The 21,628-nt window shown below is 71.4% G+C and carries 22 protein-coding genes and 1 pseudogene; 8 read left to right on the forward strand and 15 right to left on the reverse strand.

What is annotated here, in order from left to right; all coding sequences use genetic code 11:
* The first annotated feature begins 86 nt into the window (after positions 1-86).
* The 4 genes from BM290_RS35950 to BM290_RS35970 all read left to right on the forward strand — a co-directional run bounded on the left by BM290_RS35950 (position 87) and on the right by BM290_RS35970 (position 3,651).
* Positions 87-719 carry a mycothiol-dependent nitroreductase Rv2466c family protein gene (locus BM290_RS35950; protein ID WP_093620398.1) on the forward strand — a complete coding sequence of 211 codons (633 nt, stop codon included), beginning with the start codon at positions 87-89 and terminating at the stop codon, positions 717-719.
* Between the two features lie 320 nt (positions 720-1,039).
* Positions 1,040-2,236: a DUF1015 family protein gene (locus BM290_RS35960; protein WP_093620453.1), complete on the forward strand. Its 1,197-nt coding sequence runs from the start codon at positions 1,040-1,042 to the stop codon at positions 2,234-2,236.
* Complete coding sequence (locus tag BM290_RS35965) at positions 2,236-3,153, forward strand: alpha/beta hydrolase (protein ID WP_093620400.1); 918 nt, start codon at positions 2,236-2,238, stop codon at positions 3,151-3,153. The genes BM290_RS35960 and BM290_RS35965 overlap by 1 nt, the downstream gene beginning before the upstream one ends.
* A 12-nt stretch (positions 3,154-3,165) precedes the next feature.
* Positions 3,166-3,651 (forward strand): ribose-5-phosphate isomerase, encoded by a 486-nt coding sequence (locus BM290_RS35970; protein ID WP_093620401.1) that lies wholly within the window; start codon positions 3,166-3,168, stop codon positions 3,649-3,651.
* Positions 3,652-3,941: 290 nt separating this feature from the next.
* Here BM290_RS35970 and BM290_RS50260 read toward each other — a convergent pair whose 3' ends face one another.
* Positions 3,942-4,253, reverse strand: coding sequence for a hypothetical protein (locus tag BM290_RS50260; protein WP_373871132.1), 312 nt, complete (start codon positions 4,251-4,253; stop codon positions 3,942-3,944).
* Between the two features lie 521 nt (positions 4,254-4,774).
* Positions 4,775-5,998 (reverse strand): GNAT family N-acetyltransferase, encoded by a 1,224-nt coding sequence (locus tag BM290_RS35980; protein ID WP_093620403.1) that lies wholly within the window; start codon positions 5,996-5,998, stop codon positions 4,775-4,777.
* A gap of 101 nt (positions 5,999-6,099) precedes the next feature.
* Here BM290_RS35980 and BM290_RS35985 point away from each other — a divergent pair, with 101 nt between their 5' ends.
* Positions 6,100-6,738, forward strand: a complete 639-nt coding sequence (locus BM290_RS35985; RefSeq protein ID WP_093620454.1) for a DNA-directed RNA polymerase II — start codon at positions 6,100-6,102, stop codon at positions 6,736-6,738.
* 4 nt (positions 6,739-6,742) lie between these two features.
* On the opposite strand, the gene BM290_RS35990 is transcribed toward BM290_RS35985, so the two are convergent.
* Complete coding sequence (locus BM290_RS35990; RefSeq protein WP_203779642.1) at positions 6,743-7,615, reverse strand: SDR family oxidoreductase; 873 nt, start codon at positions 7,613-7,615, stop codon at positions 6,743-6,745.
* 99 nt (positions 7,616-7,714) lie between these two features.
* On the opposite strand from BM290_RS35990, the gene BM290_RS35995 reads away from it, so the two are divergent.
* On the forward strand, positions 7,715-8,596 hold the full coding sequence (locus BM290_RS35995; RefSeq protein WP_239143958.1) for a glycosyltransferase family 2 protein: 882 nt from the start codon (positions 7,715-7,717) through the stop codon (positions 8,594-8,596).
* On the opposite strand, the gene BM290_RS36000 is transcribed toward BM290_RS35995, so the two are convergent.
* The 8 genes from BM290_RS36000 to BM290_RS36035 all read right to left on the reverse strand — a co-directional run bounded on the left by BM290_RS36000 (position 8,584) and on the right by BM290_RS36035 (position 14,894).
* The gene (locus BM290_RS36000) at positions 8,584-8,964 is read right to left on the reverse strand and encodes an AtzH-like domain-containing protein (protein ID WP_093620405.1); all 381 of its coding nucleotides are present in this window, start codon (positions 8,962-8,964) and stop codon (positions 8,584-8,586) included. The genes BM290_RS35995 and BM290_RS36000 overlap by 13 nt on opposite strands.
* Positions 8,964-10,541: a regulator gene (locus tag BM290_RS36005; RefSeq protein WP_093620406.1), complete on the reverse strand. Its 1,578-nt coding sequence runs from the start codon at positions 10,539-10,541 to the stop codon at positions 8,964-8,966. The genes BM290_RS36000 and BM290_RS36005 overlap by 1 nt, the downstream gene beginning before the upstream one ends.
* A 4-nt stretch (positions 10,542-10,545) precedes the next feature.
* Complete coding sequence (locus tag BM290_RS36010) at positions 10,546-11,202, reverse strand: cysteine hydrolase family protein (protein ID WP_093620407.1); 657 nt, start codon at positions 11,200-11,202, stop codon at positions 10,546-10,548.
* A gap of 1 nt (position 11,203) precedes the next feature.
* Complete coding sequence (gene biuH, locus BM290_RS36015) at positions 11,204-11,896, reverse strand: biuret amidohydrolase (RefSeq protein ID WP_093620408.1); 693 nt, start codon at positions 11,894-11,896, stop codon at positions 11,204-11,206.
* Between the two features lie 70 nt (positions 11,897-11,966).
* Positions 11,967-13,205, reverse strand: coding sequence for an allophanate hydrolase (locus BM290_RS36020; RefSeq protein WP_275413317.1), 1,239 nt, complete (start codon positions 13,203-13,205; stop codon positions 11,967-11,969).
* A gap of 174 nt (positions 13,206-13,379) precedes the next feature.
* Positions 13,380-14,015, reverse strand: coding sequence for a GntR family transcriptional regulator (locus tag BM290_RS36025; protein ID WP_093620410.1), 636 nt, complete (start codon positions 14,013-14,015; stop codon positions 13,380-13,382).
* A gap of 55 nt (positions 14,016-14,070) precedes the next feature.
* Entirely contained in the window at positions 14,071-14,577 is a 507-nt protein-coding gene (locus tag BM290_RS36030) for an SRPBCC domain-containing protein (RefSeq protein ID WP_093620411.1), read from the reverse strand.
* Positions 14,574-14,894, reverse strand: a complete 321-nt coding sequence (locus BM290_RS36035; RefSeq protein WP_093620412.1) for an ArsR/SmtB family transcription factor — start codon at positions 14,892-14,894, stop codon at positions 14,574-14,576. Before BM290_RS36035 ends, BM290_RS36030 begins: the two co-directional genes overlap by 4 nt.
* A gap of 123 nt (positions 14,895-15,017) precedes the next feature.
* Between BM290_RS36035 and BM290_RS36040 the strand changes: the two genes are divergently transcribed.
* On the forward strand, positions 15,018-15,986 hold the full coding sequence (locus BM290_RS36040; protein WP_093620413.1) for a hypothetical protein: 969 nt from the start codon (positions 15,018-15,020) through the stop codon (positions 15,984-15,986).
* Positions 15,987-15,994: 8 nt separating this feature from the next.
* Here BM290_RS36040 and BM290_RS50265 read toward each other — a convergent pair whose 3' ends face one another.
* From BM290_RS50265 to BM290_RS36050, 3 genes and pseudogenes are all read right to left on the reverse strand, one after another.
* Positions 15,995-16,858: a carboxylesterase/lipase family protein gene (locus tag BM290_RS50265; RefSeq protein WP_239143960.1), complete on the reverse strand. Its 864-nt coding sequence runs from the start codon at positions 16,856-16,858 to the stop codon at positions 15,995-15,997.
* An 89-nt stretch (positions 16,859-16,947) separates the two neighbouring features.
* Positions 16,948-17,493 (reverse strand): annotated as a pseudogene (locus BM290_RS51140) (carboxylesterase family protein); the annotation flags it as partial.
* Positions 17,494-17,552: 59 nt separating this feature from the next.
* Positions 17,553-17,990: a hypothetical protein gene (locus tag BM290_RS36050; RefSeq protein WP_143134041.1), complete on the reverse strand. Its 438-nt coding sequence runs from the start codon at positions 17,988-17,990 to the stop codon at positions 17,553-17,555.
* A gap of 192 nt (positions 17,991-18,182) precedes the next feature.
* Here BM290_RS36050 and BM290_RS36055 point away from each other — a divergent pair, with 192 nt between their 5' ends.
* The gene (locus tag BM290_RS36055; RefSeq protein WP_177320032.1) at positions 18,183-21,152 is read left to right on the forward strand and encodes a TIGR03767 family metallophosphoesterase; all 2,970 of its coding nucleotides are present in this window, start codon (positions 18,183-18,185) and stop codon (positions 21,150-21,152) included.
* Here the strand turns inward: BM290_RS36055 and BM290_RS36060 are convergent.
* Positions 21,120-21,614, reverse strand: a complete 495-nt coding sequence (locus tag BM290_RS36060; protein ID WP_093620456.1) for a MarR family winged helix-turn-helix transcriptional regulator — start codon at positions 21,612-21,614, stop codon at positions 21,120-21,122. The two genes, BM290_RS36055 and BM290_RS36060, sit on opposite strands and share 33 nt — an antisense overlap.
* Between the last annotated feature and the right edge of the window lie 14 nt (positions 21,615-21,628).

Here is a 21,628-nt window from a genome sequence, read left to right on the forward strand (position 1 = left end):
CAGCTGATTGCTTTACCCGCAGCCTATGCGGACACGGCGACGTAACTCACCCCGACCGGGGGTCGATGAAGGTGGAAGATCGAGCCATGACTCAACGTGCCACCGTCGACATGTGGTTCGACCCGCTCTGCCCGTGGGCCTGGATGACCTCCCGCTGGCTGCTGGAGGTGGAGAAGGTCCGCCCGCTGGACGTCCGTTTCAACGTCATGAGCCTGTCCGTCCTCAACGAGGGCCGCGACGAGCTTCCCGATTCCTACAAGGAACTGCTGGCCAAGGGCTGGGGTCCGGTCCGGGTCTGCATCGCCGCCGCCGAGGCCGCCGGCCCGGCCGTGCTGCGTGACCTCTACACCGCCCTCGGCACCCGTATCCACCTGCAGAAGTACGACATCGAGGACCCGAAACTCTTCCAGGAGGCGCTGGCCGAGGTGGGCCTCGACCCGAGCCTGGCCGACGCCGCGCACACCGACGCCCGCGACGAGGCGCTGCGCGCCAGCCACAACGCCGGCATGAAGCCGGTCGGCACCGACGTGGGCACCCCGGTGATCCACGCTCCCGGGCCGACCCCGGGGGAGACCGTCGCCTTCTTCGGCCCGGTCGTCACCCCGGCCCCCAAGGGCGAGGCCGCCGGCAAGCTGTGGGACGGCGTGGTCCTGGTGGCCGGCACGCCCGGCTTCTACGAGCTGAAGCGCAGCCGCGATCTCGGCCCGATCTTCGACTGAAGGTTGCTGTTCGGGGGTAGTCGCACAGAAAAGCAACGCTTCGCCCGTCATCCGTCGTTGGATGGGGTGACCTACACCTCATCCAACACGGAGGCGGGTAATGCCGGAAATCAACTCGGCCGGAACGAGCATCAGTGTCCAGCGCGGAGTCTGGGCCGATTTGCCTCCTGAGGTGGCGATTATGCTCGCTCCGCCGGTAACCGTGACGGCACGCCCCGCCGAACGGCCGGTGAATCCGCACCCCACATCACAGTTGAGCAGGTCACGGGGGGCTATGCCGGTGGTTAGGTACCCAAGCTTCGCCGGGTAAGTTGCGTGCCATGACGGTCGTGCACCCGATCAAACTGGCCTGGATCACCAACGGAGGTACCGGGGCCCAGAATTACGACGAGTTCGCCGACGACGCCGAAATCACCGACATCATCAAGGGCAACCCGCACAGCGCGCTTGCCGTGGAGATGCCGCACCTCGCGCCCGAGTCCCTCGGGAAGTCCTTCCTCGAGTCGCTGCCGGACGCCGTCGTCCGACTGCAGCGCGACCAGGCCGAGGAGAAATACCGGCAGGCTGAGCACGTCGTGGTGCTCTACCGGATAACGGCGCCGGGCGAGGCGCCCGCCTACGGCCTGTGGAGCATGGTCGAGACCGGCCAGATCTCCACCAGCGCCGACGAGCCCGGCCTGGTCATCCGCAACGAGGACGTCTTCATCAGCAAGGTGCGCGAGCGTGTCGCTCTCGCCGAGGCCGTGGGTGCGCTGCTCTCCCCGGTGCTGCTGCTGCAGACCGGGCGCGGCGAGGAGCTGCACGCGGCGCTCGCCGAGGCCACCGACGCCGCCGGGGCGCCGGCCGCCACCGACGTGGACGGCTCCGGGCGTACCCATGCGATCTGGCCGGTCGGCCCCGGTGAGCTGCAGGATCGCCTGCTCGCCCTGGCCGGCGGCGGCGAGCTGGTGGTCGCCGACGGCAACCACCGCAGCCTCGCCGCGCAGACCGGCGGCCTGGAGCGCTTCCTGGCCGTCGTCACCACCCCGGCGTCGGTCTTCATCCAGCCTTACAACCGGCTGGTCAGCGAGCTGCCGGCGTCGCTCGACGAGCTTCTCGAGCGCCTTCGCGCGGCGGGAGCGACGGTCACCGAGCTGCCGCGCGTCGCGCAGCTTCCGATCAAGGGCACCATCGAGTTGTACGGCTACGCGCGCTCGTTCGCGGTCGGTCTCCCGTCCGACCCGGCCGGCACCTCGGTGGAGAACCTGGATCACGCCCTCGTCGAGCGGGTCCTGCTGCGTGACGCGCTCGGCCTGGACGCGGGCGACAAGCGCATCTCCTACATCGGCGGCGACTACCCGGTCGAGTGGCTGCGCGGCGAGGTCGACGCCGGCCGCGCCGAGCTGGCGATCCTGATCGCGCCGGTGACCGTCGACGACTTCGTCGAGGTCAACCTGGAGCGGCTCAAGCTGCCACGCAAGAGCACCTGGTTCACCCCCAAGGCGCGGGGCGGCCTGGTCGTCGCCGACGTCCGCTGATGCTGCACCCACAGGTCGAGGCCGCCGCCCAGCTCCGGCGGCGGCCCAGCCCCTCGGAGCTCGCCGCCGACCCGTACCAGCGGCTGCTCGGCGTCCGGGCCGCGATGGAGGAGTCGAACGAGGCCGAGACCGGCCCGGCGCTGCCGTTGCCGGTGGTCGCCGACTTCGACGCCGACGGTGTGCCCTGCCGCCTCTACGCCACCAGGGCCGGCGCCCCGGTGCTGGTCTACCTGCACGGCGGCGGCTGGTGCTACGGCAGCATCGAGACCGTGGACCGGTTCTGCCGCCGGGTCGCCGACCGCTCAGGCTGCGCCGTGGTGTCGGCCGGCTACCGGCTGGCCCCCGAGCACGTCTTCCCGGCCGCGATCGAGGACGCCGAGACCGTCCTGTCGTACCTGCGCCGGGAAGGCGCCGGCCTCGGCGTGGACGTCTCCCGGCTGGCGATCGGCGGGGACAGCGCGGGCGGCCAGCTCGCCACCGTCACCGCCCGCCGCCAGCGTGACGCGGCCACCCCGCTCGACTTCCAGGTGCTCATCTACCCGGCCCTCGACCCGCTCACCTCCGCCGAGTCGTATGACGAGGTGGGGCAGTACGGGCTGGACCGGGCCTCGATGAGACTGGCCTGGGAGACGTTCGTCCCCGACCCGGTGCGCCGGCTCACCCCGGACGTGTCGCCGCTCGCGGTGGCCGACCTGTCCGGGATGCCGCCCACCCTGGTGATCACCGCCGAGTACGACGCGCTCCGCGACGAGGGCGCCGACTACGCGAACGCGTTGATCGCCGCGGGCGTCCCGGTGGTGCACACCCGCTACATGGGTGTGAACCACGGTTTCGCCCGCAAACTGGCCACCATCGACGCCGCGCGTGCCGCGGCTGACCAGGTGGCGTCCGCCCTGCGTTCGGCCCTCACCTTCTGAAAGACTTCTGCCATGCGTCTCTACCTGGGTTCCGACCACGCCGGCTTCGAGCTGAAGAACCACCTCGTGAACCACCTGGCCAAGCAGGGGCACGACGTGGTGGACGTCGGACCGCACGTCTACGACGCCGAGGACGACTACCCGGCGTTCTGCTTCCACACCGGCGCGAAGGTGGTCGCCGACCCCGGCTCGCTCGGCATCGTGATCGGCGGCTCCGGCAACGGCGAGCAGATCGCGGCCAACAAGGTCCCCGGCGTCCGCTCCGCCCTCGTCTGGAAAACCGAGATCGCCGAACTGGCCCGCCAGCACAACGACAGCAACGTGATCGCCATCGGCGCCCGCCAGCACACCCTGGACGAGGCGACCGCTTTCGTCGAGGCGTTCATCGCGACGTCGTTCTCCGGCGACCCCCGGCACGCCCGCCGGATCGCCCAGCTCGCCGACTACGAGGTCGCTCGCGAACTGCCGGAGCTGCCGTCCTCGACGGCCACCGACTGATCCCACCCGCACCACACGGCCGGCCGCCCTCCGGGCAGCCGGCCGCCCCGTCGGCCCGCCCCCGTCGGCCCGCCCCCGTCGGCCCGCCGCCGTCTCGTCCGCCCGGCCGTCTCGTCCGCCCGGCCGTCTTGTGCGTCCCGCGAGTCCGCCTGGTCCCGCGAGTCCGCCTGGTCCCGCGAGTCCGCCTGGTCCCGCGAGTCCGCCCGGCGTCGGAGGCGGGCGGATCGTCTCCGGCGGGCTCTGGCCGGCTCCGTCCGGTCGGTTCCAGCCGTGGTTCGGCCTCGAGACCCTCAGCGGCGCGGCAGTTCCTCGCGGGGCAGCCAGTTGCGCCGGATGATCGGCAGATCGCGCTCGGCGGCGGCCAAATCCTCGTCAGTGGGCCGGGACGCGTCCCGGGCACGCAGCGCCGCACCCACGCTGACCTGTGACGACCCCGAGCCCACCAGGCCACGGAGCCCGCGCTCGGACTCCCGGTCCTCGTTGCCGCCCGCCCCGGCCCGCTTCGGCATGCCGCCGCGGCTGGGCCGACCGGTCGACCGGTCACCGGGCGTCCCGTCCGGCGTCACCACGGCCGGGGCCGGAGCGTGTGGGGGCGCCGGCACAGGTGGCGCCCCGCCAGGCGGACCGGGAACCGGCGGAGGCCCCGGCACCGGCGGATGATGAGGCGGCGCGGGAACAGCCACAGGCGGCGCGGGAACAGCCACAGGCGGCGCGGGAACAGCCACAGGCGGCGCCGGGACAGCCACAGGTGGCGCCGGAACAGCCACAGGCGGCGCCGGGACAGCCACTGGTGGCGCGGGAGGAGCCACGGGCGGCGTGGAAACGCCGGCGGGTGGTGCGGGGACGGCCGTGGGCGGGGTGGGGACAGCCAGTGGCGGCGCGGGGACGCCCATCGGCGGTGCGGGAACGGCGACGGGCGGCCCGGACGGCGCGGGAGGCCCCGACGGAGCGGGTGGTGCGGCGACGGGTGGCGCAGGCGCGGGAACAGCCGCGGCCGGGGCGGCGGGTGCGTCGGCAGCCGCCTCGGCGGTGGTCGTCTCGGTGGACGCCGAGGAGGGACGCACACGGCGGCGTCGGCGTTCGGGCTGGCCCATGGCTCCGACGGTACCGTCGTCACGGTCGCTCAGAACACCTCGGTCGGGCTCGGCAGCCGGTTCCAGCCGAGGGCTACGGTCGGATCGTTCCCGGTCAGCAGGCGGGCCCGTCCGGCGGCGACGAGCGCGCTGAGCGCGGTGCCGCCCAGGTAGACGGCGCCCAGATCGGTCACCGAGAGGGCCACGTCGGCCGGGTCGGTGGTCGCGGTGCAGGTCGCCTTGTCCGGTCCTCCGGTGAGCCGCCAGCGCCCGGTGTTCCCGGCCAGGATCGGGTCGGTCACCTCGAGGACCACGTCGACGTCGGTGGCGTACCGCCGGGCGGCCAGTGCCGCCGGCACGTCGATCACCCGTACCCACAGGCCGTCGCCGTAGGTGGCGCCGAGCCGCCGGGGTTCGTCGGCCAGGTAGAGCAGCGGCTCCTGGACGGCGGCGAGCCGCATGGTGACGCTGCGGGTGAGGTCGATACCGAGCAGGAACCGCCAGAGCGCCAGATACGTCTCCGGGTCCGCGGCGACCACCTCACGCACCTGGACCTCGGCGCTCGGGCCGTGACTGTTCCAGTCGTCCTTGACCCGCCACAGCGCATAGCCGGTGGGGCCGCCGGGGCTCTCGTGCACCACGGCGTAGCGCTTGGTGGCGCCGTCCCGATGGTCCTTCGGGTCGCCGAGGACCCACTTCCACCAGTTGTCGTCGCGGCTGGACCAGCCGACCCGGTCCGGCCGCAGGCGCTCGTACACCGCGGCCATCTCGGCGTGCAGGTCGCCCGGGTCGCCCATCCGCAGCCGGCCGGTCGGCTCCGGCGGCGGGGCGGGGAGACGTACCTCACGATTCATGATGTTGAGATGGAGCCGGGATGCGGCCGGACCGTACCCGAATCGGGGATAAATCGAGGTTTCGCTGGCCCAGAGGATCGCCACCGGCTCGCGACCGGCGTCGGCGATCTCGCGGAGCTGCCGGTGCATCATCCGGGTCAGCAGCCCGCGCCGCCGGTGGGTGGGCAGCACCCCGACGCCGGAGACGTGCGCTGCCGGGATCACCGCTCCGGGCACGGTCAGGTCACGGCTGAAGGCCTGGACATGCCCCGCCACCAGCCCGGCGTCGTCGGCGACCAGTGAGCGGTCCCGCTCGTAGACCACCCCCTCGAGATCGCGCAGCTCCCCGTCGATCTCCTCGTGGAAGACCGTGCTGAGGAGCTGGAAGATCGGTGCGAAGTCGTCGCCGGCGGCGGGGCGCAGTTGTATCTCATCCTTCATAAGCTGTGTGTAACGGACTGCTGTGTGCTGCGGCGACCGATTTGTTGGCTCGCTACGCTCGAAGTCGTCGCCGGCCGGCGACCGCAGCCGGGAGGGGAATGATGCCGGAGCAACCGCAGTGGTCCGAGCGGACGCTCGACATGCCGCCGCAGGACCCGTGGGCCGATCAGCCGACCAGGCAGACGACCCCGGAGAGCGCCGCCACCGCGCAGGTGCCGGCCCCGCACGCACCCACCTCGCCGGGGCCTGCCCCGGCGCCCGATCGGTCCCCGTTCAGCCAGGGCCGGGCCCGGGTCGGGCAGCCGACCCAGCGCACCGAGCAGTTCCGCGCCGGGCACGAGCCGACCGGCACCGGCTGGCCCGAGGAGCACTACCGGGAGCGCCCGCAGCGCAGCCTCGGCTGGCACATGAGCCAGTGGCGCCGCGGCGGCGAGTGGAGCAGCGCCGCGGTGCTGTTCGCCTTCGTCGGCTGGGGCATCTGGGCGATCTCCGAGGGCGGCGACCTCGGCGGCCCGCTGATCATCTTCCTGGTGTCGCTGGTCGTCGCGGTGGGCGTGTTCGCGCTGGCCCGCCTGGTCGGCCGGCTGGTGCTGGAGCAGCGGATGGGCCGGGTGCGGCACACCGCCCGCGGCGCGCACATGGTGACCGGCGTCTTCCTGGCCGGTGTCGGGGTCGCCTTCCTGCGCCAGACCACCTGGGTGGTCGACGCGATCGAGTGGGTGTCCGCGTTGTTCCGGTGACGGGTCAGCTGACCGGCTTGCCACCGGTGATGCCGAGCACCTCGCCGGTGGTGTAGCTGGAGTCCTGAGCGGCGAAGTAGACGTAGGCGGCGGCCAGCTCGGCGGGCTGGCCGGCCCGCCCGAGCGGGGTGTCGCCGCCGAAGGACTCGACCTTCTTCTCCGTCATGGTGGCCGGGATCAGCGGCGTCCAGATCGGGCCGGGCGCGACCGCGTTCACCCGGATGCCCTGCTCGGCCAGGTCCTCGGCGAGCGCCTTGGTGAAGGCCACGATGCCGCCCTTGGTGGTGGCGTAGTCGAGCAGCGCGCTCGACGACTGGTATGCCTGGATCGACGCGGTGTTGATGATCGCGGCGCCCGGCGGCAGGTGCGGCACGGCGGCCCGGCACAGCCAGAACATCGCGTACAGGTTGGTCTTCATGACCCGGTCGAACTGCTCGTCGGTGATCTCGGTGATCCCGCCCGGCTGGGCCATCTGGTAGGCGGCGTTGTTCACCAGGATGTCGATGCCGCCGAGCTCGGCGCGTGCCGTCTCGATGATCGTCCGGCAGTGCGCCTCGTCACGGATGTCGCCGGGCAGCCGTACCGCCTTGCGGCCGGCCTTCTCGATCCACTGTGCGGTGTCGGCCGCGTCGGACTCCTCCTCCGGCAGGTAGGAGATCAGCACGTCGGCGCCCTCCCGGGCGAACGCGATCGCCACGGCCCGGCCGATCCCGGAGTCGCCGCCGGTGATGACCGCCTTGCGGCCGGTCAGCTTGCCGTTGCCGCGGTAGCTCTCCTCGCCGTGATCCGGCCGGTCCGGCATGGCCGAGGTGAGGCCGGGCGGCTGCTGGTCGCCGCCGTCGAGCGCGGGCTTGGGGTAAAGGTCACGCGGGTTCACGTCATTGCCTCCACGGTCGGGTCGGATGTTCTCCGCATTCCCGGAAGACGTGCGGATAACCCGATTACGGGTATGCCGCCCGCCATGGGGGACTCACGAGTGAGCGTCGTCGTCATCACCTGGCAGCGACGCGAGGAGGCGCTGGCCTGTCTGGGCCGATTGCGCGAGCTGCCGGAACAACCGCACGTGGTGCTGGTCGACAACGGCTCCGCCGACGGGACCGCGGACGCGGTCCGGGAACGTTTCCCGGAGGTCGAGGTGGTCGCCCTGCCCGAGAATCTCGGTGCGGTCGGCCGCAACATCGGGGTACGCCGCACCAGCACGCCGTACGTGGCCTTCTGTGACGACGACACCTGGTGGAGCCCCGGCGACCTGTCCCGCGCCGCCGACGTCCTCGACGACTGCCCACGCCTGGCGCTGGTGAACGCCCGCATCGTGGTCGAGCCGTCCGGTGCCGAGGACCCGATCGTCACCGAGCTGCGCGACTCGCCGGTGCCCGCCCCGGACTGGCTGCCCGGCCCGGCGCTCGGCAGTTTCCTGGCCGGCGCGTCGGTGGTGCGGCGGGACGCGTTCGTCCGGGCCGGCGGGTTCAGCGAGCGGCTGTGGCTGGGCGGCGAGGAGGAGCTGCTGGCCACCGACCTGATCGCGGCCGGCTGGGAGCTGTGTTACCTGGAGGAGCTGACCGTGCACCACCGGGCGTCCCGGCTGCGCGACAGCACCCACCGGCGCCGGGTCGGGCTGCGCAACACGCTGTGGTTCACCTGGCTGCGGCGGCCGCTCGTCCCGGCCGTACGCCGCACCCTGTTCCTGGCCCGGACCGTGCCGCGCGACCGCACCTCGCTGCTCGGCGCGGTCGACGCGGTCCGCGGGCTGGGCTGGCTGCTGGCCGACCGCCGGCCCCGCCCGGCCGTGGTGGAGGCCCGTCTGGGCCGGCTGGACGAGGCACAGCGGCGGTCGACCGCGCGGCGTTACGTGGGCTGAGCGGCCGGCTCGGACACGTGGGCGTGCACGATGCGCCAGCCCTCGGGCAGCCGGACCCACGTCTGCGACTGGCGTCCCAGCACGTCGCTGCCGGGGTATCCGAACAGTGTCGTCACTACGGCGGTGCTCTGGCCGTACCCCCTGATGGTGGTGTCCTTGAGCCGGCGGCCCGGCGGCAGACCGCCCTGCGTCTGCCGCCACCTGCGTTGTTCCTCGATGCCGGCCTGCTGGTCGGCGATGCCGAACCGGATCGCCTCGGCGGCGAAGAAGCCGATGACCGTGTCGACGTCGTCGGCGACCAGCGCCCGCTCGTAGGCCTCGAACACCTCGGTGACCTGGGCGATCACCTCCGGGAGGTCGCGTTCCATCAGGCCACCGGGGCCGGCTCTTCGAGTGAGGCCTCCTCGGGCTCCGGGATCCGGGGGACCGGCCGGGTCAGCGCGAAGGCCACGCAGACCGCGGTGAGGAACAGGTAGCCGAGCGAGACCGGCCCGTCCGCGTTGAACTGCACCTTCTCGGCGTGGATGAGGCCCACGAAGGTGAGGACCGCGCCGGCGGCGGAGAAGACCGCGGCGTGCCAGAACCGTTTGTCGATGATGAACGCGACGATCGCGCCGAGCACCAGGCCGGCCAGGATCGCGCCCTCGCCGAGCGTCTTCAGGCCGTCGTAGACCACCCCCGCCCCGGCCAGCGCCTCCGTCCCGACCTGCGCCGCTGTCGTCCCGGCCGCGGCGAGCGCGTTGTCCATCTGGCCGGTCGCCCAGGACGCGATGTTCGGGATGAGCGCGGCCACCACCGCGGCGGCGTGCGCCCGCGGCGTCGCCTGGAACGCCTGCGCGCCGATCAGCAGGCCGATGTAGAGCAGGATCGGCACGATCGCCGCGGTCGGGAAGATCGCGCCGAGCAGCCCGAACAGTCCGAAGAAGCAGAGCAGGGCGATCACCACGCCGGTCGCCATCGAATATCCGGTACGGCCACCGGCCGCCTTCCACCCCGGGTGCCCCACGTAGACCGCCGGCGGGAACGGCGACCCGAGACACGAGCCGATCACCGCGCCCGCCCCGTCGGCGAGCAGCACGCTGCGCAGGTTGTACCGGTCGCCCGCGGTGGCGGCGCTCTCCACGTTGGTCATCGCCTCGGTGAAGTTGTAGACCCCCAGCGGGATCGCGGTGGCCAGCAGCGGCGCCATGTCCTTCAGCCCGTCGATCAGCAGGTCGACCTTGAGGTGCGGGAAGGCGAACGCGATGTCCCGCGCGGCGCTCTGCACGTCCGGCACCGACATGGCCCCGCCGATCCAGCCGATCGCCGTGCCGACCAGCAGCGCGGCCAGCCCGATCGGGAAGTTGAAGGGCAGCTTCACGTCGGTGAGCAGGCCGATCAGCAGCAGCCCGAGGACCGGCAGGGCGATCCACGCGTAGTTCCACATGTTGCCGGCCGGGTTCATCGAGATGAACGTGATCGAGATGCCGGCCAGGGTGCCGAGCAGCGCGGCCCGTGGCGTGTACTTCCGGATGTACGGGCCGACGAACGCGCCGATCAGCACGATCACGCCGATGATGAAGGCCCACGCGATGCCGGCCGTCCACGCCGCGATCGGGTCCTTCGTGGTCAGGTAGATCGGCAGCATGATCACGAAGATCACGATGAACATGTGCGGGACGCTCGGGCCGTACGGCAGGGCCGTCACGTCGGTCCGGTTCTCCCGTGCCGCCAGCCGCCGGGCCAGCAGGGTGTAGTAGATGTTCCCGGCGACCAGGGCGATGCCCAGCGCCGGCAGGATCACGCCGAAGACGTCGCCGGCCGGCATCTGGATCACGCCGAGGCACAGGCCGGTCAGGGTGAGCACATTGACCAGGACGTTGACGCCGAAGCCGAAGAAGGCGTTGGTGTCACCCCGGACCCAGTGGGGCAGTTTGGCCGCCGGAGCGGCTGTGGTGGCGGTCATGTCGTCACTCCTGAATCGCGGCGATCAGTGCGGGGGATTCGGCGACCCAGCCGAAGATGCCACCCTGGGCGGCGATCATCTTGAGGCCGACCTGCTGGAACTCAGGGAAGTAGGAGCCGACGCAGTCGGCCAGGACCAGGCACTCGTAGCCGCGGTCGTTCGCCTCACGAACCGTCGTGTGCACGCACACCTCGGTCGTGACCCCCGTGACGACCAGGGACTTGATGCCGTCGTTGTCCAGGATCTTGTCGAGATCGGTGGCGTAGAAGGCGCCCTTGCCGGGCTTGTCGACCACCGGTTCGCCCTCGGCCGGTTTCAGCTCGTCGATGATGTCGTGGCCGTACTGGCCGCGGATGAGGATGCGGCCGAACGTGCCCTCCTGGCCGATCATCGGCCCCCGCTTGAGCTTCGCCGGCGGACAGTCCGAGAGGTCCGGCAGGTGGCCCTCGCGGGTGTGGATGATCGGCAGTCCGGCCGCCCGCCAGGCGTTGATCAACGCGGTCAGCGGTGCGATGGTGCGCCGGAGTTCGGCGACGTCGTTGCCGAGCGACTCGCCGAAACCGCCGGGCAGAAGGAAGTCCCGCTGCATGTCGATGACGACCAGCGCGGTCTCGTGTGCTTGGAAGGTGAAGGGTCCGGGTTGAGCGTCGACAGTAGGCAAGTCATCCTCCCGTTGCCGCTATCACGTCGTCCGAAGTGGCGACGCAGCCGAAGACGCCGCCCTGCATGGTGACCATGTGCAGCGCGGCGGTGTGGTTGGACGGATCGGTGGCCCCCGTGCAGTCGCTGAGGATCAGGCACTCGTAGCCACGGTCGTTGGCCTCACGCATGGTCGTGTGCACGCAGACATCGGTGGTGATGCCGGTCAGGATCAGATGCGTGATGCCATGGGTACGGAGCACGAGATCCAGATTCGTCGCGTAGAAGGCGCCCTTGCCCGGCTTGTCGACGATGACCTCGCCGGGCGCCGGGGCGACCTCGGGCACGATCTCCCACCCCGGCTCACCTTTGATCAGGATCCGGCCGCACGGCCCCGGGCCACCGATCTCCGCCCCGATCCGCGCGGACCGCCACCGCTTGTTGGCCGGCAGGTCGGACAGGTCGGGGTCGTGGCCCTCCCGGGTGTGGATCACGAGCATGCCCAGCTCACGGACGTGGGACAGCAGTTTCGCGGTGGCCGGCAGCCCGGCCCGGGTCAGCTCGATGTCGTAGCCCATCGAGTCGACGTAGCCGCCGGGCCCGCAGAAGTCGGTCTGCCAGTCGATGCAGAGCAGCGCGGTCCGGTCCACCGGAACCGAGCCGTCGTAGGGCCAGGGATAAGGATTCGCGGGTACCGGGCCGATGCGTGCGGTCATGTGTCAGTTCCCTTCAGGCGATGGTTCCGCCGGCCGCCGCCGGCGGTGAGGTCTCGGGTGCGGCCGACGGTCATCGCTCCTCCGGCGGAAGCGACCGCGCCAGCGCCATCAGCAGGTCGTCGCTGAACGCCGGCCCGAACAACGTCAGCGAGGCCGGCCGCCCCTCCTCGGTGAACCCGTTCGGCACCGTCACCGCGGCCATGTCCAGCAGATTCGCGAACTGGGTGTAGCGGCCCAGGATCAGATTCCGGCCGATCGGGTCCGCGGCGATCTCGTCGTGCGTGAACGTGGTGCCGACGGTCGGCAGCACCAGAACGTCGATCCGCTCCCACATCCGGTCCGCGGCGGCTCGCAGCTCCTGCAGCCGGTGCTGGGCCCGGAACGCGTCGGCCGCGGTGAACCCGAGCCCGGTCTCCAGCACCCGGCGGGTCACCGGCAGCACCGACTCCGGGCGCGCCGTGAGGAACTCGCCGAGATCAGCCAGCCGCTCGGCCACCCACGGCCCGCGATAGAGCAGGTCGCCGGCCTCCAGCAGCGGCCCGACGTCCACGGTCACGTCACCGGCGAACCGCGCGTAGGCCTTCTCCTGCCCACTGTCGCCGAAGAAGTCGAGACCCGCCGCGACGCCCACCCGGGGTCGCCCGGCCGGCCGCGCCTCCCGCGGCGCTCTTCTCGACCAGGGATCCTCGGGTACGAACCCGCGCGCGACCCGCATCACGCGATCGGCCAGCGACAGCTCCCGGGCGAAAACCGAGACGCAGTCCAGGGACCGGCAGGCAGGCACCACCCCGAGCGTGCTGAGCAGCCCACGGGTCGGCTTGATCCCGGCGATCCCGTTGAACGCCGCCGGAACCCGCCCCGACCCGGCGGTGTCGGTGCCGAGCGCGAAGTCCACCGAGCCGTCGGCGACCGCGACCGCCGACCCCGAGCTCGATCCACCGGAGATCAGCCCGCCGCCGAAGACGCTCGCCGGCGCCCCGTACGGCGATCGTGTCCCGGTCAGCCCGGTGGCGAACTGGTCCAGATTCGTCTTCCCGACCACCAGCGCCCCGGCGTCGACGAGCCGCTGCACGACCGGCGCGTTCCGCTCGGGCAGATAGGCGAAGTCGGGGCACCCGGCGGTGGTCGGCAGCCCCGCCACGTCGATGTTGTCCTTGACCGCGAACGTGACCCCGGCCAGCGGTAGCCCCGGATCGACAGCGGCCGCGCGTCGGTGCAGCTCACTCGCATCGAACCGGCTGATCCAGACCGCATCCTCGTGTCCGTCCACATCGTCGATTGTCGACAATTCTGTTTCATCGAGGACCACGTCGTGTAACGGCGTGATTTCCCGCTGCTGTCCCAGCCTGTCCGCGCGGCGGTGATCAGTTCGGCGACGCGGGCAGTCAGCGAACCCTCGTGGTCCGCGAACCCGGGCAGTTCGCGAGCCGGGGCGGTCCGCGAACGCGCGTGGTCCGCGAACCCGGGCGGTCCGTAGACGTGGTCAGTTCAGATAGGTGCGCGCTCCGTGACCGCTCAGCGCCTCCAGCAGCGCCGCCGCGTCACCGTGCTCGGCGGCGGCGAACAACCGCTCGTGCCGCAGCACCCCGTCCTCCGCGCGGGCGGTCTCCGCCTCGCGCCGCATGTTGACCGCCATGTAGAGCTGGATCCGCACCAGGATCGACTCGTACAGCCCGGTGAGCTGCCGGTTGCCGCTCAGCGCCACCACCTCGACGTGGAACCGCCGGTGCGCGTTGGCCAGCTCCAGCCGGTCGTCGGTCTCGGTCGCCTTACGGATCGACTCGAGAGCGGACCGCAGCCGGCTCAGATCGCGGCCCGGGGGAGTGGTCGTCACGGCGTGCCGCTCCAGGACGTCGCGCACCTCATACAGCTCGCGCACGTCGTCGTCGGAGAGCGTGGCGACCCGTGCGCCACGCCGCGGGATGTGCTCGACCAGGCCCTGCTCGGCGAGCTGCCGCATGGCCTCCCGCAGCGGCGCCCGGCTGATCCCGAGGCGGCGGGTCAGCTGCTCCTCGACCAGCCGCTCGCCCGGATCGGTCCGGCCGCTCAGGATGTCTCGCCGCAGCCGATCGACGGCGAGCTCGACGAGACTGTACGTCTCCAACTCCCCGTCGCTCACCCGGCAAGTCTGCCAGCCCGCGCCGGTGCGGCACGGGCTGGCCCCGGCCGGGCGCCTACGCGGCGGCCATGGTCTTGCCGGTCTCCAGCAGTGACTTGAGATCGCTGAGGACCCAGGCCCATCCGCCGCCACCCTCGGCGCCGGCCTCCGGGTTGCCGCGGACCATCGCGGCGGTGGCTGGCGCGCCCGGCGTGTCGTGGGTGATGGTGAGCCGCTGCACCCCGGCGCCGGCCTCCTCGATCTCATACGTCAGCGTGGTGAACGGCTCGGCCCCGGTGGTCGGGTCCATCAGCATCCGCCACGTCTGCACGAGGCGCCGCGGCGGCTCGGCCTCCAGCACCTCGCCGTCGATGATGATCTCGGGCAGCTCGAACCCGCCGGCCGTCGCGTAGTCCTTCATCTCCCGGGTGGCGGTCGAGTAGAACCGGCCGCCCTTCGTCAGCTCGTAGAACTGGGGCGCCTGGTACGCATACTTCGCCGTCCACTCCGGGTCGGTGATCGCCTGCCAGATCTTTTCGGCCGGCGCCTTGATCCAGATACGGAAGACCTGGGTGTCGCTCATGACTCTTCCTCCAGCGTGTGCTTGAGATCGATCAGTGCGGTGACGTGCTGCTCGGTGAACTTGTCGATCCACCGGTCATGGATCTGCCGGATCGGCACCGGGTTGAGGTAATGCAATTTCTCCCGGCCGGAACGGCGCACGACGACGAGACCCGCCTCCTCGAGCACCCGCAGATGCTTGGCGACGCCGAACCTGGTCATCTCCAGCTCGCCCTCCAGCTCCGTCAGCGTGCGGCCGTCACGGGCGAAGAGCAGGTCGAGCAGGAACCGGCGGCTCGGGTCGGCCAGAGCTCTGAACACCCGATCGTCGTCCGTCATGACGCTAAGTTATGTGACCATATGGTCACCTGTCAAACCGCGGCCGGCGCCGGGACCGGATCGAACCGTGCCCACAGCGGTGGGAAGGCTGAAATCGATCACCCGTCGGGCTACGCTCCGCCCGTGTGGCCATTCCGCAAAGCCGCTGAGGAACCTCCCGGTTTCTGCCACTTCCTCGGCGACCCCGACGCTGAACGTCTCCGTTTCGTGCTGCGCAAACGCGACTGGGACACGGCCCGGGCGATCCTCTCCACCGCCGACCCGGAGCACCGCTCCTACTACGTGCGGGTGGCCGCCGGCACCCTGGGCATCGAGAAGTGGATCAACGGGATCATCCGCGAGGAGCCCGATTCCGTTCTCCCGCTCCTGATCAAGGCCGTCCACATGGTCAGCTGGTCCTGGGAGCTGCCCGGCGCCGCCACCGACGGCACGGCCACCGACGACGACCGCACGATCATGAAGGACCACCTGCTACGGGCCGAGGAACTCCTGGACGAGGTGCTGGACCGGAGCCCCGCCGACGCCGACGCCTGGGTGTACAAGCTGGAGGCGAGCCGGGCCCTGCACCTGCCGCTGGTGGAGCGGTGGCGACGGTTCGAGCGCCTGATCGCCGTCGACCCCGCACACTGGTACGGCCACGAGGAGATGCTCTGGTGCCTGCGCCCCGACTGGGGAGGCAACACCGCCGCGATGTTCGACTTCGCCCGTACCCGCGCGATCGCCTGTCCCGCCACCCACGTCCCGGCCCTGATGGTGCTGGCCCATCGCGCCCACACGTGGAATCTGGCGAAGTCCAGGAAGCCCGGCGAGCCCGACCGCACCCTGGACCTCACCTACTACGAGTCCACGAAGGTGATGGACGACATCTGGGACGCCTCCCAGCTGTCGGTCTGGCACGACGACTACCGTGAGACGCTGCTCACCCCGATCGCCTGGAACAACTTCGCCTTCGCCCTCACCTACGGCGATTTCCACAAGCCGGCCTGGAGCCTGTACGAGGCGATCGGCGAGGACTGGATCACCGAGCACCCCTGGGACGACATCGACTTCTTCGTCAAGTCCCGCGCCTACACGCGGGACAACCTGGACTGACTCGCCCCTCACACGTCCAGCAGCGGCAACGGGTCGAAGGAATGTCCCCGCCAGAGGACCCGAGAGGCCTCTTCGGGGTACGGGACGACGGCCGCCGCATCGTCGAAGACCCGGGTGAGCCGTCCCGCCGTGTCATAACCGGCCCAGCCCGGATCGCCGTCGGCCGCGAACCGTGTCCACGCCGAGCGCATCTGCGCGGACAGCTCCGCCGCGCCCGCGCCCGGGGGTGAGCCGAGCAGCATGGCCGGCTGCCCCTCGGTGAGATTGCCGAAGACCAGCGGCACGTCCAGGCCGTGACAGGCGCCCAGCACGCCACCCATCCCCGGCGCGGACCACGCGAGCTCGTAGAGGTGCGCGCGCCCGCCACCGGCCACCTGCGCCTCGGCGAGATGCAGCGACGGCATCCGGAACAGCCAGTCGGAGTGCACCAGCTCGTGGAGGCGGTCCGGTCCGGCCTCCGGGTAGGCGAGGTCGTACCGCCCCGGCGCGAAGATCGACAACGCCGTCGCGGCCTGCTCCGGCGTCACCCGGCCGAGCACACCACCCAGGAAGGCGAACAGCCGGTGCTCGTCCCGGGTGTGCCCGGCCAGCAGGTCGACGCCCCGGCCGGCCCCGTCCGCCAGTGCCCGCCATGGGGTGACCGGCAGGACCTCGCCGTCGACCACCGGAGCGAACAGGATCGAGCCGTGCGCTGCCGTACCCCATCGCCGGCTCCGTGCAGCGATCCCCGCGGCGACCGAGTCGCCGGCCGCGGTGAGCAGCGCCGGCTCCACCCCGGCGAGATCGTCGACGGTGGCGCGAAGCCCCAGCTCAGCCGCGATGGCGGCGCCGATGTCACCGGCCAGGGCGGAGGAGAGGAACGGGCCCGGCACGCTCTGCGCGATCGCCCGCCGGAACAGGCCCGCCGCGCGGGCATGGCCAGCAGCGCCGCCACCGAGCCGCCGCCCGCCGACTCGCCGAAGACCGTGACCCGGCCCGGATCGCCGCCGAACGCCGCGATGTTGTCCCGGACCCACTCCAGCGCCGCGACCTGGTCGAGAAGGCCCCGGTTGGCGGGCGCCCCCGCGATCCCGGCGAACCCCTCCACGCCGAGCCGGTAGTTGAACGTCACCAGCACGACCCGGCCGTCGCTCGCCAGCCGCCCGCCGTCGTACTCGGGCCGGCCGGCCGAACCGAGCGCGTAGCCGCCGCCGTAGATCCACACCATCACGGGCAGTGCGGCGCCGGCCTCCACGGCCGGCGACCACACGTTCACCGTCAGCCAGTCCTCGTCCCGAGCGGGCGGGAGGCCGGTGCCGAGCACATCACTCTGCGGCGCGGCCGGCCCGAAGGCCAGCGCCTCGCGGACGCCCGTCCACTCCCGTGCCGCCTGTGGAGCGGCGAACCGCAGCGGCCCCACCGGCGGCTCGGCGTAGCGGATCCCGCGGAAGACCGCCAGACCGTTCTCCCAGCTCCCGCGCAGTCGTCCGGCAGTGATGCGCACCTCGGGCGCGGCGATTCCCGTCATGACTGCGCATCATCACGGGTACGCCCGGCCCCGCGCCAACCATTTCGGACGGTCCCGGATCACCCCGCGGCGGCGGACGGCGCGGCGCTGGCTCCTCCGGGCGCCTCCTTCATGCACTCCTCGTACGCCTGCTTGTAGCCGTTGTCCGCCTGGACCTCGCCCTTGACCACCCGGTAGACCTGTCCTTCCCGCCCGTAGCCGGTCGGCGCGCCGGTGCTGGCGTCCACCGGCCACAGCTTCGTCCCGTCGGAGCACTCGATCGCCCCGATGAACTGAACCGTCCCGTCCTTGCCGGTGCAGCCCTTCTGCTCGTCGAACCCGCTGACCTTCTGGTCCGGGACGAACACCTCGCCGCACACGGGCAGCGCGCCGGCGGCCTGCGAAGCGGCGGTGGCCTCCGGCGCGGCCGGCGCGGCGGCCTTGTCCGCCGGCGCCGGGCTGGAGCAACCCGCGAGCGCGGCCAGCGCCACAGCACCCATGATGTGACGAACCCTCATCAATCCACTCCTAACGCGTGGGGCAAATGGGGCGAACGCTAATGGCCTCCCCTCGGCCCCCGGCGGACACACGGTGTGACTCGGGTGCGGTGGATGGAACGGCGTGGAACGCCTTCAGTGCGGGGCCGGTACACGCCGGACCCGGTCAACGGCAGACGGGCGACGGTCTGCGCAGCGAAGGGGATTCACGGCATGGGTCACCATCAGGACGACTCCGCGGCGGCCGGCCGTGGCGTCAGCCGGCGTCAACTGCTCCGCGGCGCGGCCGCCATCGGTCCCGGGATCGTCCTGTCCTCGGGTCCGCTCGACGGCCTCGTCACCACCACCGCCACCGACGCCGTGGCGCCCTCGGCGGCGGTTGCCGTCCCGCCGCCGATCACCTCCTGGGACCGGACGGTCCAGCGCAAGAGCTACGACAAGGCCGCCGGTTACCAGACGCTGGAGAAGGGCGACGGAGAACCGCACCTGCTCCGGACCGAGATGCGCCGCACCCCGGGCCACGTGACACTGCCGATCGCGGCGTTCGTCCAGTTCACCGACCTGCACATCGTGGACGACCAGTCGCCGGCGCGAGTCGAGTTCCTGGACCGCTACGCGAACTCCGGGCCCCCGCACTTCGGCACCTACCCGTTCGACTCGGCGTACCGGCCGCACGAGTTCCTGTCGACGCATCTCACCCACGCCATGGTCAAGGCCATCCGCGGGATGACCACCGGGCCGCGCACCAGAACCCCCCTCGGCTTCACCATCGTCACCGGGGACATGACCGACAACTGCCAGTACAACGAGACCCGCTGGTACATCGACCTGCTCGACGGCGGGCAGACGATCCTCCCCGACTCCGGGGCCATCGGCGTGGACGAGAGTGTCGGCTCCAACCTGGCCGGAGGGAACCCGAGCGGCTTCCACGACCCGGAGTTCTGGGCGCCCGACACCACGGTGCCGGACAAGTACAAGGCGCTCGGCTTCCCCGGGCTTCCCGGCGTTCTCGCGGCGGCCCGCGCCTCGTACACCTCGATCGGTTTGGGAATGCCCTGGTACGCCGCCTACGGCAACCATGACGGAGAGGTCCAGGGCAACGTGCCGCTGGACCCCGATTTCCTCTCCTCGGACAACCTGCAGCAGATCTGGACCGGCGACCCCCGCGACGTCGCGGTCGGCGGCGAGAAGATCGTCGACACCGCGGCCACGCCGCCCGACCGGTACGAGGACTTCGGGTTCTTCGACAAACTGGCCATCGCCCGGAACCTGATCAGAGTCGACGTCACCCCGGACGACAATCGCCGGTTGCTCGGCCGGCGCGCGTTCGTCCAGGAGCACTTCACCACCACCGGCGCCCCGGCGGGACACGGATTCACCGCGGGGCGGGGCGAGGCCTACTACAGCATCCCGTCTGCCGACTCCGACCTGGTCCAGTTCATCACGCTGGACACCGTGAACATCAACGGCGGCGCGAGCGGGTCGATCACCGAGGCCCAGATGGACTGGCTCGAGACCCAGCTGCGGGCCAACAGCTCCACCTATCTCGTACCCACCGAACCGCCACCGTCGATCATCATGGAGAACGGCGGCACACGCCCCCGCGAAGACCTGATCATTCCCGGACGGGGCCTCACCGACGGCGCCGGTTCGACGATCGTGAACCAGCCCGGCGTACGCGACAAGCTGTTCGTGATCTTCTGCCACCACACCCTGGACTCGATGGACAACGCGGACCTGCCGCCGCGAGGACGACCGGACCTGGTCGGCACGGTCCAGTGGCGAGGCGACGCGTTGCGCCGGCTGCTGCTCGCCTACCCGAACGTGATCGCACTGGTCACCGGCCACACCCACCGCAACGACATCAAGCCCTACCCCCGGCTCGGGCAGGCGCTCAACGGCGGATTCTGGGAGATCGGCACCGCCTCGCACATCGACTGGCCGATCCAGAGCCGCATCATCGAGATCGCCGCGAGCCCCGAGGCCCAGCAGGCGGGCGAATTCGGCGGCGCGGCCGGACCTGCCACGATCTCAATCTTCACCACCATGGTCGACCTGGACGCGCCACTGGCACACGGCGCGGACCTCAGCGACCCGATCCAGCTCGCCGCCCTCGCCCGCGAACTGGCCACCAACGACCCGCAGGAGGTCGGCGCCGAAGGCGACACCCGCGACATCAAACGCCGGATGGGACGACTCGAAGACCGCAACACCCAACTCCTGCTGCCGGCCCCCTTCCCGCTCAACGCGCCAGTTCCGGCCGGCTCGCCGATCGCGATCGCCCGCAACCTGGACGGCCGGCTGGAACTCTTCGGCATCGACGCCGCCGGCAACCTCTGGAACACCCACCAGCGCACCGTCAGCGGGGACCTGGTGCCGTGGACGAAGCTCGACCAGGGCACCGGCTGGCAGTCGGTCACCACGGCCGTCAACCGGGACGGGCGCGTCGAACTCTTCACCGTCGACGGCTCGGGCACCGTCACCCGCCGCTCCCAGACCGCGCCCAACAGCAGCACCTACACCCAGCCCCAGCCGCTGGACGGCGTCTTCGCCACGGCGGCCGCCACCACCGACCAGGCGGGAAACCTGCACCTCTACGCCAACTACGGCAGCGGTGTCATCCAGCACCGCTGGCAGGACGCCCCCGACGGCGGCACCTGGACCAACCCCTGGACCCAGCTGTACGGCGCGACGACCCGGATGGCCGTCCGGACCGGAAGCGACGGATGCGCCGTCCTGGTCGGGATCAACGAGGAAGGCCGCCTCTTCCACCGCAAGGCGTACCACCCGAACGCCCGTACCGAGGAGGAATGGGGCCCGGCCTTCCCGCTGGACGGCATGTTCGAGGCCGTCGACCTGGCCCTGAACATGGACGGCCGGCTGGCCCTCTTCGCCGTCGACGGCGACGGACGGCTCCATCAGCGCTTCGAGACCACCCCGCACAGCGGGGAGTGGGCGCCGTGGGCGGTGCTGCCGACCACATACCAGGACCGCACCCTGCGGATCCGGCACGTGGCCGCCGAGCGGAACGGGGGCCACGGGCGGATGGAACTGTACGTGATCGACGACGCCGGCCTGCTCTACCGCTGCAAGCAGAGCATCCCGAGCAGCAGCGACTGGGGCGGCGACATGGGCTTCCTGAAGTTCCGGCTACGCCCCACCCGTACCCTCACCGGCCTGTGACCGCCGGGGCTGTCCGGTAGTCGCGGCGTGGGCGAGGATGCGGCCCAGGAGATGCGTGAGCTGGTCGCGCTCCGCCGGGGTGAGGGCGGCCGTCAGTCTCGCGTTGGCCTGGTCGCCGAGTCGTTCCGTCCGTTCCAGCAGCCCGGCGCCGGCCGGCGTGATGGCGATGGCGTTCTTGCGCCGGTCGGCCGGGTCCGGGGTGCTGGTGACCCAGCCGTGCCGGCGGAGCTCACGCAGAGTCGCCACCATGTCCTTGGGGTCGACGCGCAGCACTCGGGCGAGGTCGGCCTGCGACACCGGGCCCAGTTCAGCGACGCTCGCCAGGACCGCGTGATGCATCATCCGGACGCCCTCGCCGGCCAGTGCCTGCGCGACGAGCCGGTGACCGTGGGCTGCGGCACGGCCCAGCAGCCAACTCGGCAGCACGCGGATCCGGGCCGGCGCGTACAACTCCTCGGACATCATCCGCCTCCTGC

The sequence above is a fragment of the Actinoplanes philippinensis genome (assembly GCF_900113015.1).
In the GTDB taxonomy this organism is placed as follows: Bacteria; Actinomycetota; Actinomycetes; order Mycobacteriales; family Micromonosporaceae; genus Actinoplanes; species Actinoplanes philippinensis.

Excerpts from the sequence above, each read along its gene's own strand:
- BM290_RS35950 (WP_093620398.1), top strand. The coding sequence starts at position 87 with ATGACTCAACGTGCCACCGTCGACATGTGGTTCGACCCGCTCTGCCCG.
- BM290_RS36035 (WP_093620412.1), bottom strand. The coding sequence starts at position 14,894 with ATGACGGACGACGATCGGGTGTTCAGAGCTCTGGCCGACCCGAGCCGC.
- BM290_RS36050 (WP_143134041.1), bottom strand. The coding sequence starts at position 17,990 with ATGAGGGTTCGTCACATCATGGGTGCTGTGGCGCTGGCCGCGCTCGCG.
- BM290_RS35960 (WP_093620453.1), top strand. The coding sequence starts at position 1,040 with ATGACGGTCGTGCACCCGATCAAACTGGCCTGGATCACCAACGGAGGT.
- BM290_RS35980 (WP_093620403.1), bottom strand. The coding sequence starts at position 5,998 with ATGAAGGATGAGATACAACTGCGCCCCGCCGCCGGCGACGACTTCGCA.
- BM290_RS35970 (WP_093620401.1), top strand. The coding sequence starts at position 3,166 with ATGCGTCTCTACCTGGGTTCCGACCACGCCGGCTTCGAGCTGAAGAAC.
- BM290_RS36060 (WP_093620456.1), bottom strand. The coding sequence starts at position 21,614 with ATGTCCGAGGAGTTGTACGCGCCGGCCCGGATCCGCGTGCTGCCGAGT.
- BM290_RS35965 (WP_093620400.1), top strand. The coding sequence starts at position 2,236 with ATGCTGCACCCACAGGTCGAGGCCGCCGCCCAGCTCCGGCGGCGGCCC.
- BM290_RS36030 (WP_093620411.1), bottom strand. The coding sequence starts at position 14,577 with ATGAGCGACACCCAGGTCTTCCGTATCTGGATCAAGGCGCCGGCCGAA.
- BM290_RS36005 (WP_093620406.1), bottom strand. The coding sequence starts at position 10,541 with ATGACCGCCACCACAGCCGCTCCGGCGGCCAAACTGCCCCACTGGGTC.
- BM290_RS35985 (WP_093620454.1), top strand. The coding sequence starts at position 6,100 with ATGCCGGAGCAACCGCAGTGGTCCGAGCGGACGCTCGACATGCCGCCG.
- BM290_RS36055 (WP_177320032.1), top strand. The coding sequence starts at position 18,183 with ATGGGTCACCATCAGGACGACTCCGCGGCGGCCGGCCGTGGCGTCAGC.
- biuH (WP_093620408.1), bottom strand. The coding sequence starts at position 11,896 with ATGACCGCACGCATCGGCCCGGTACCCGCGAATCCTTATCCCTGGCCC.
- BM290_RS36000 (WP_093620405.1), bottom strand. The coding sequence starts at position 8,964 with ATGGAACGCGACCTCCCGGAGGTGATCGCCCAGGTCACCGAGGTGTTC.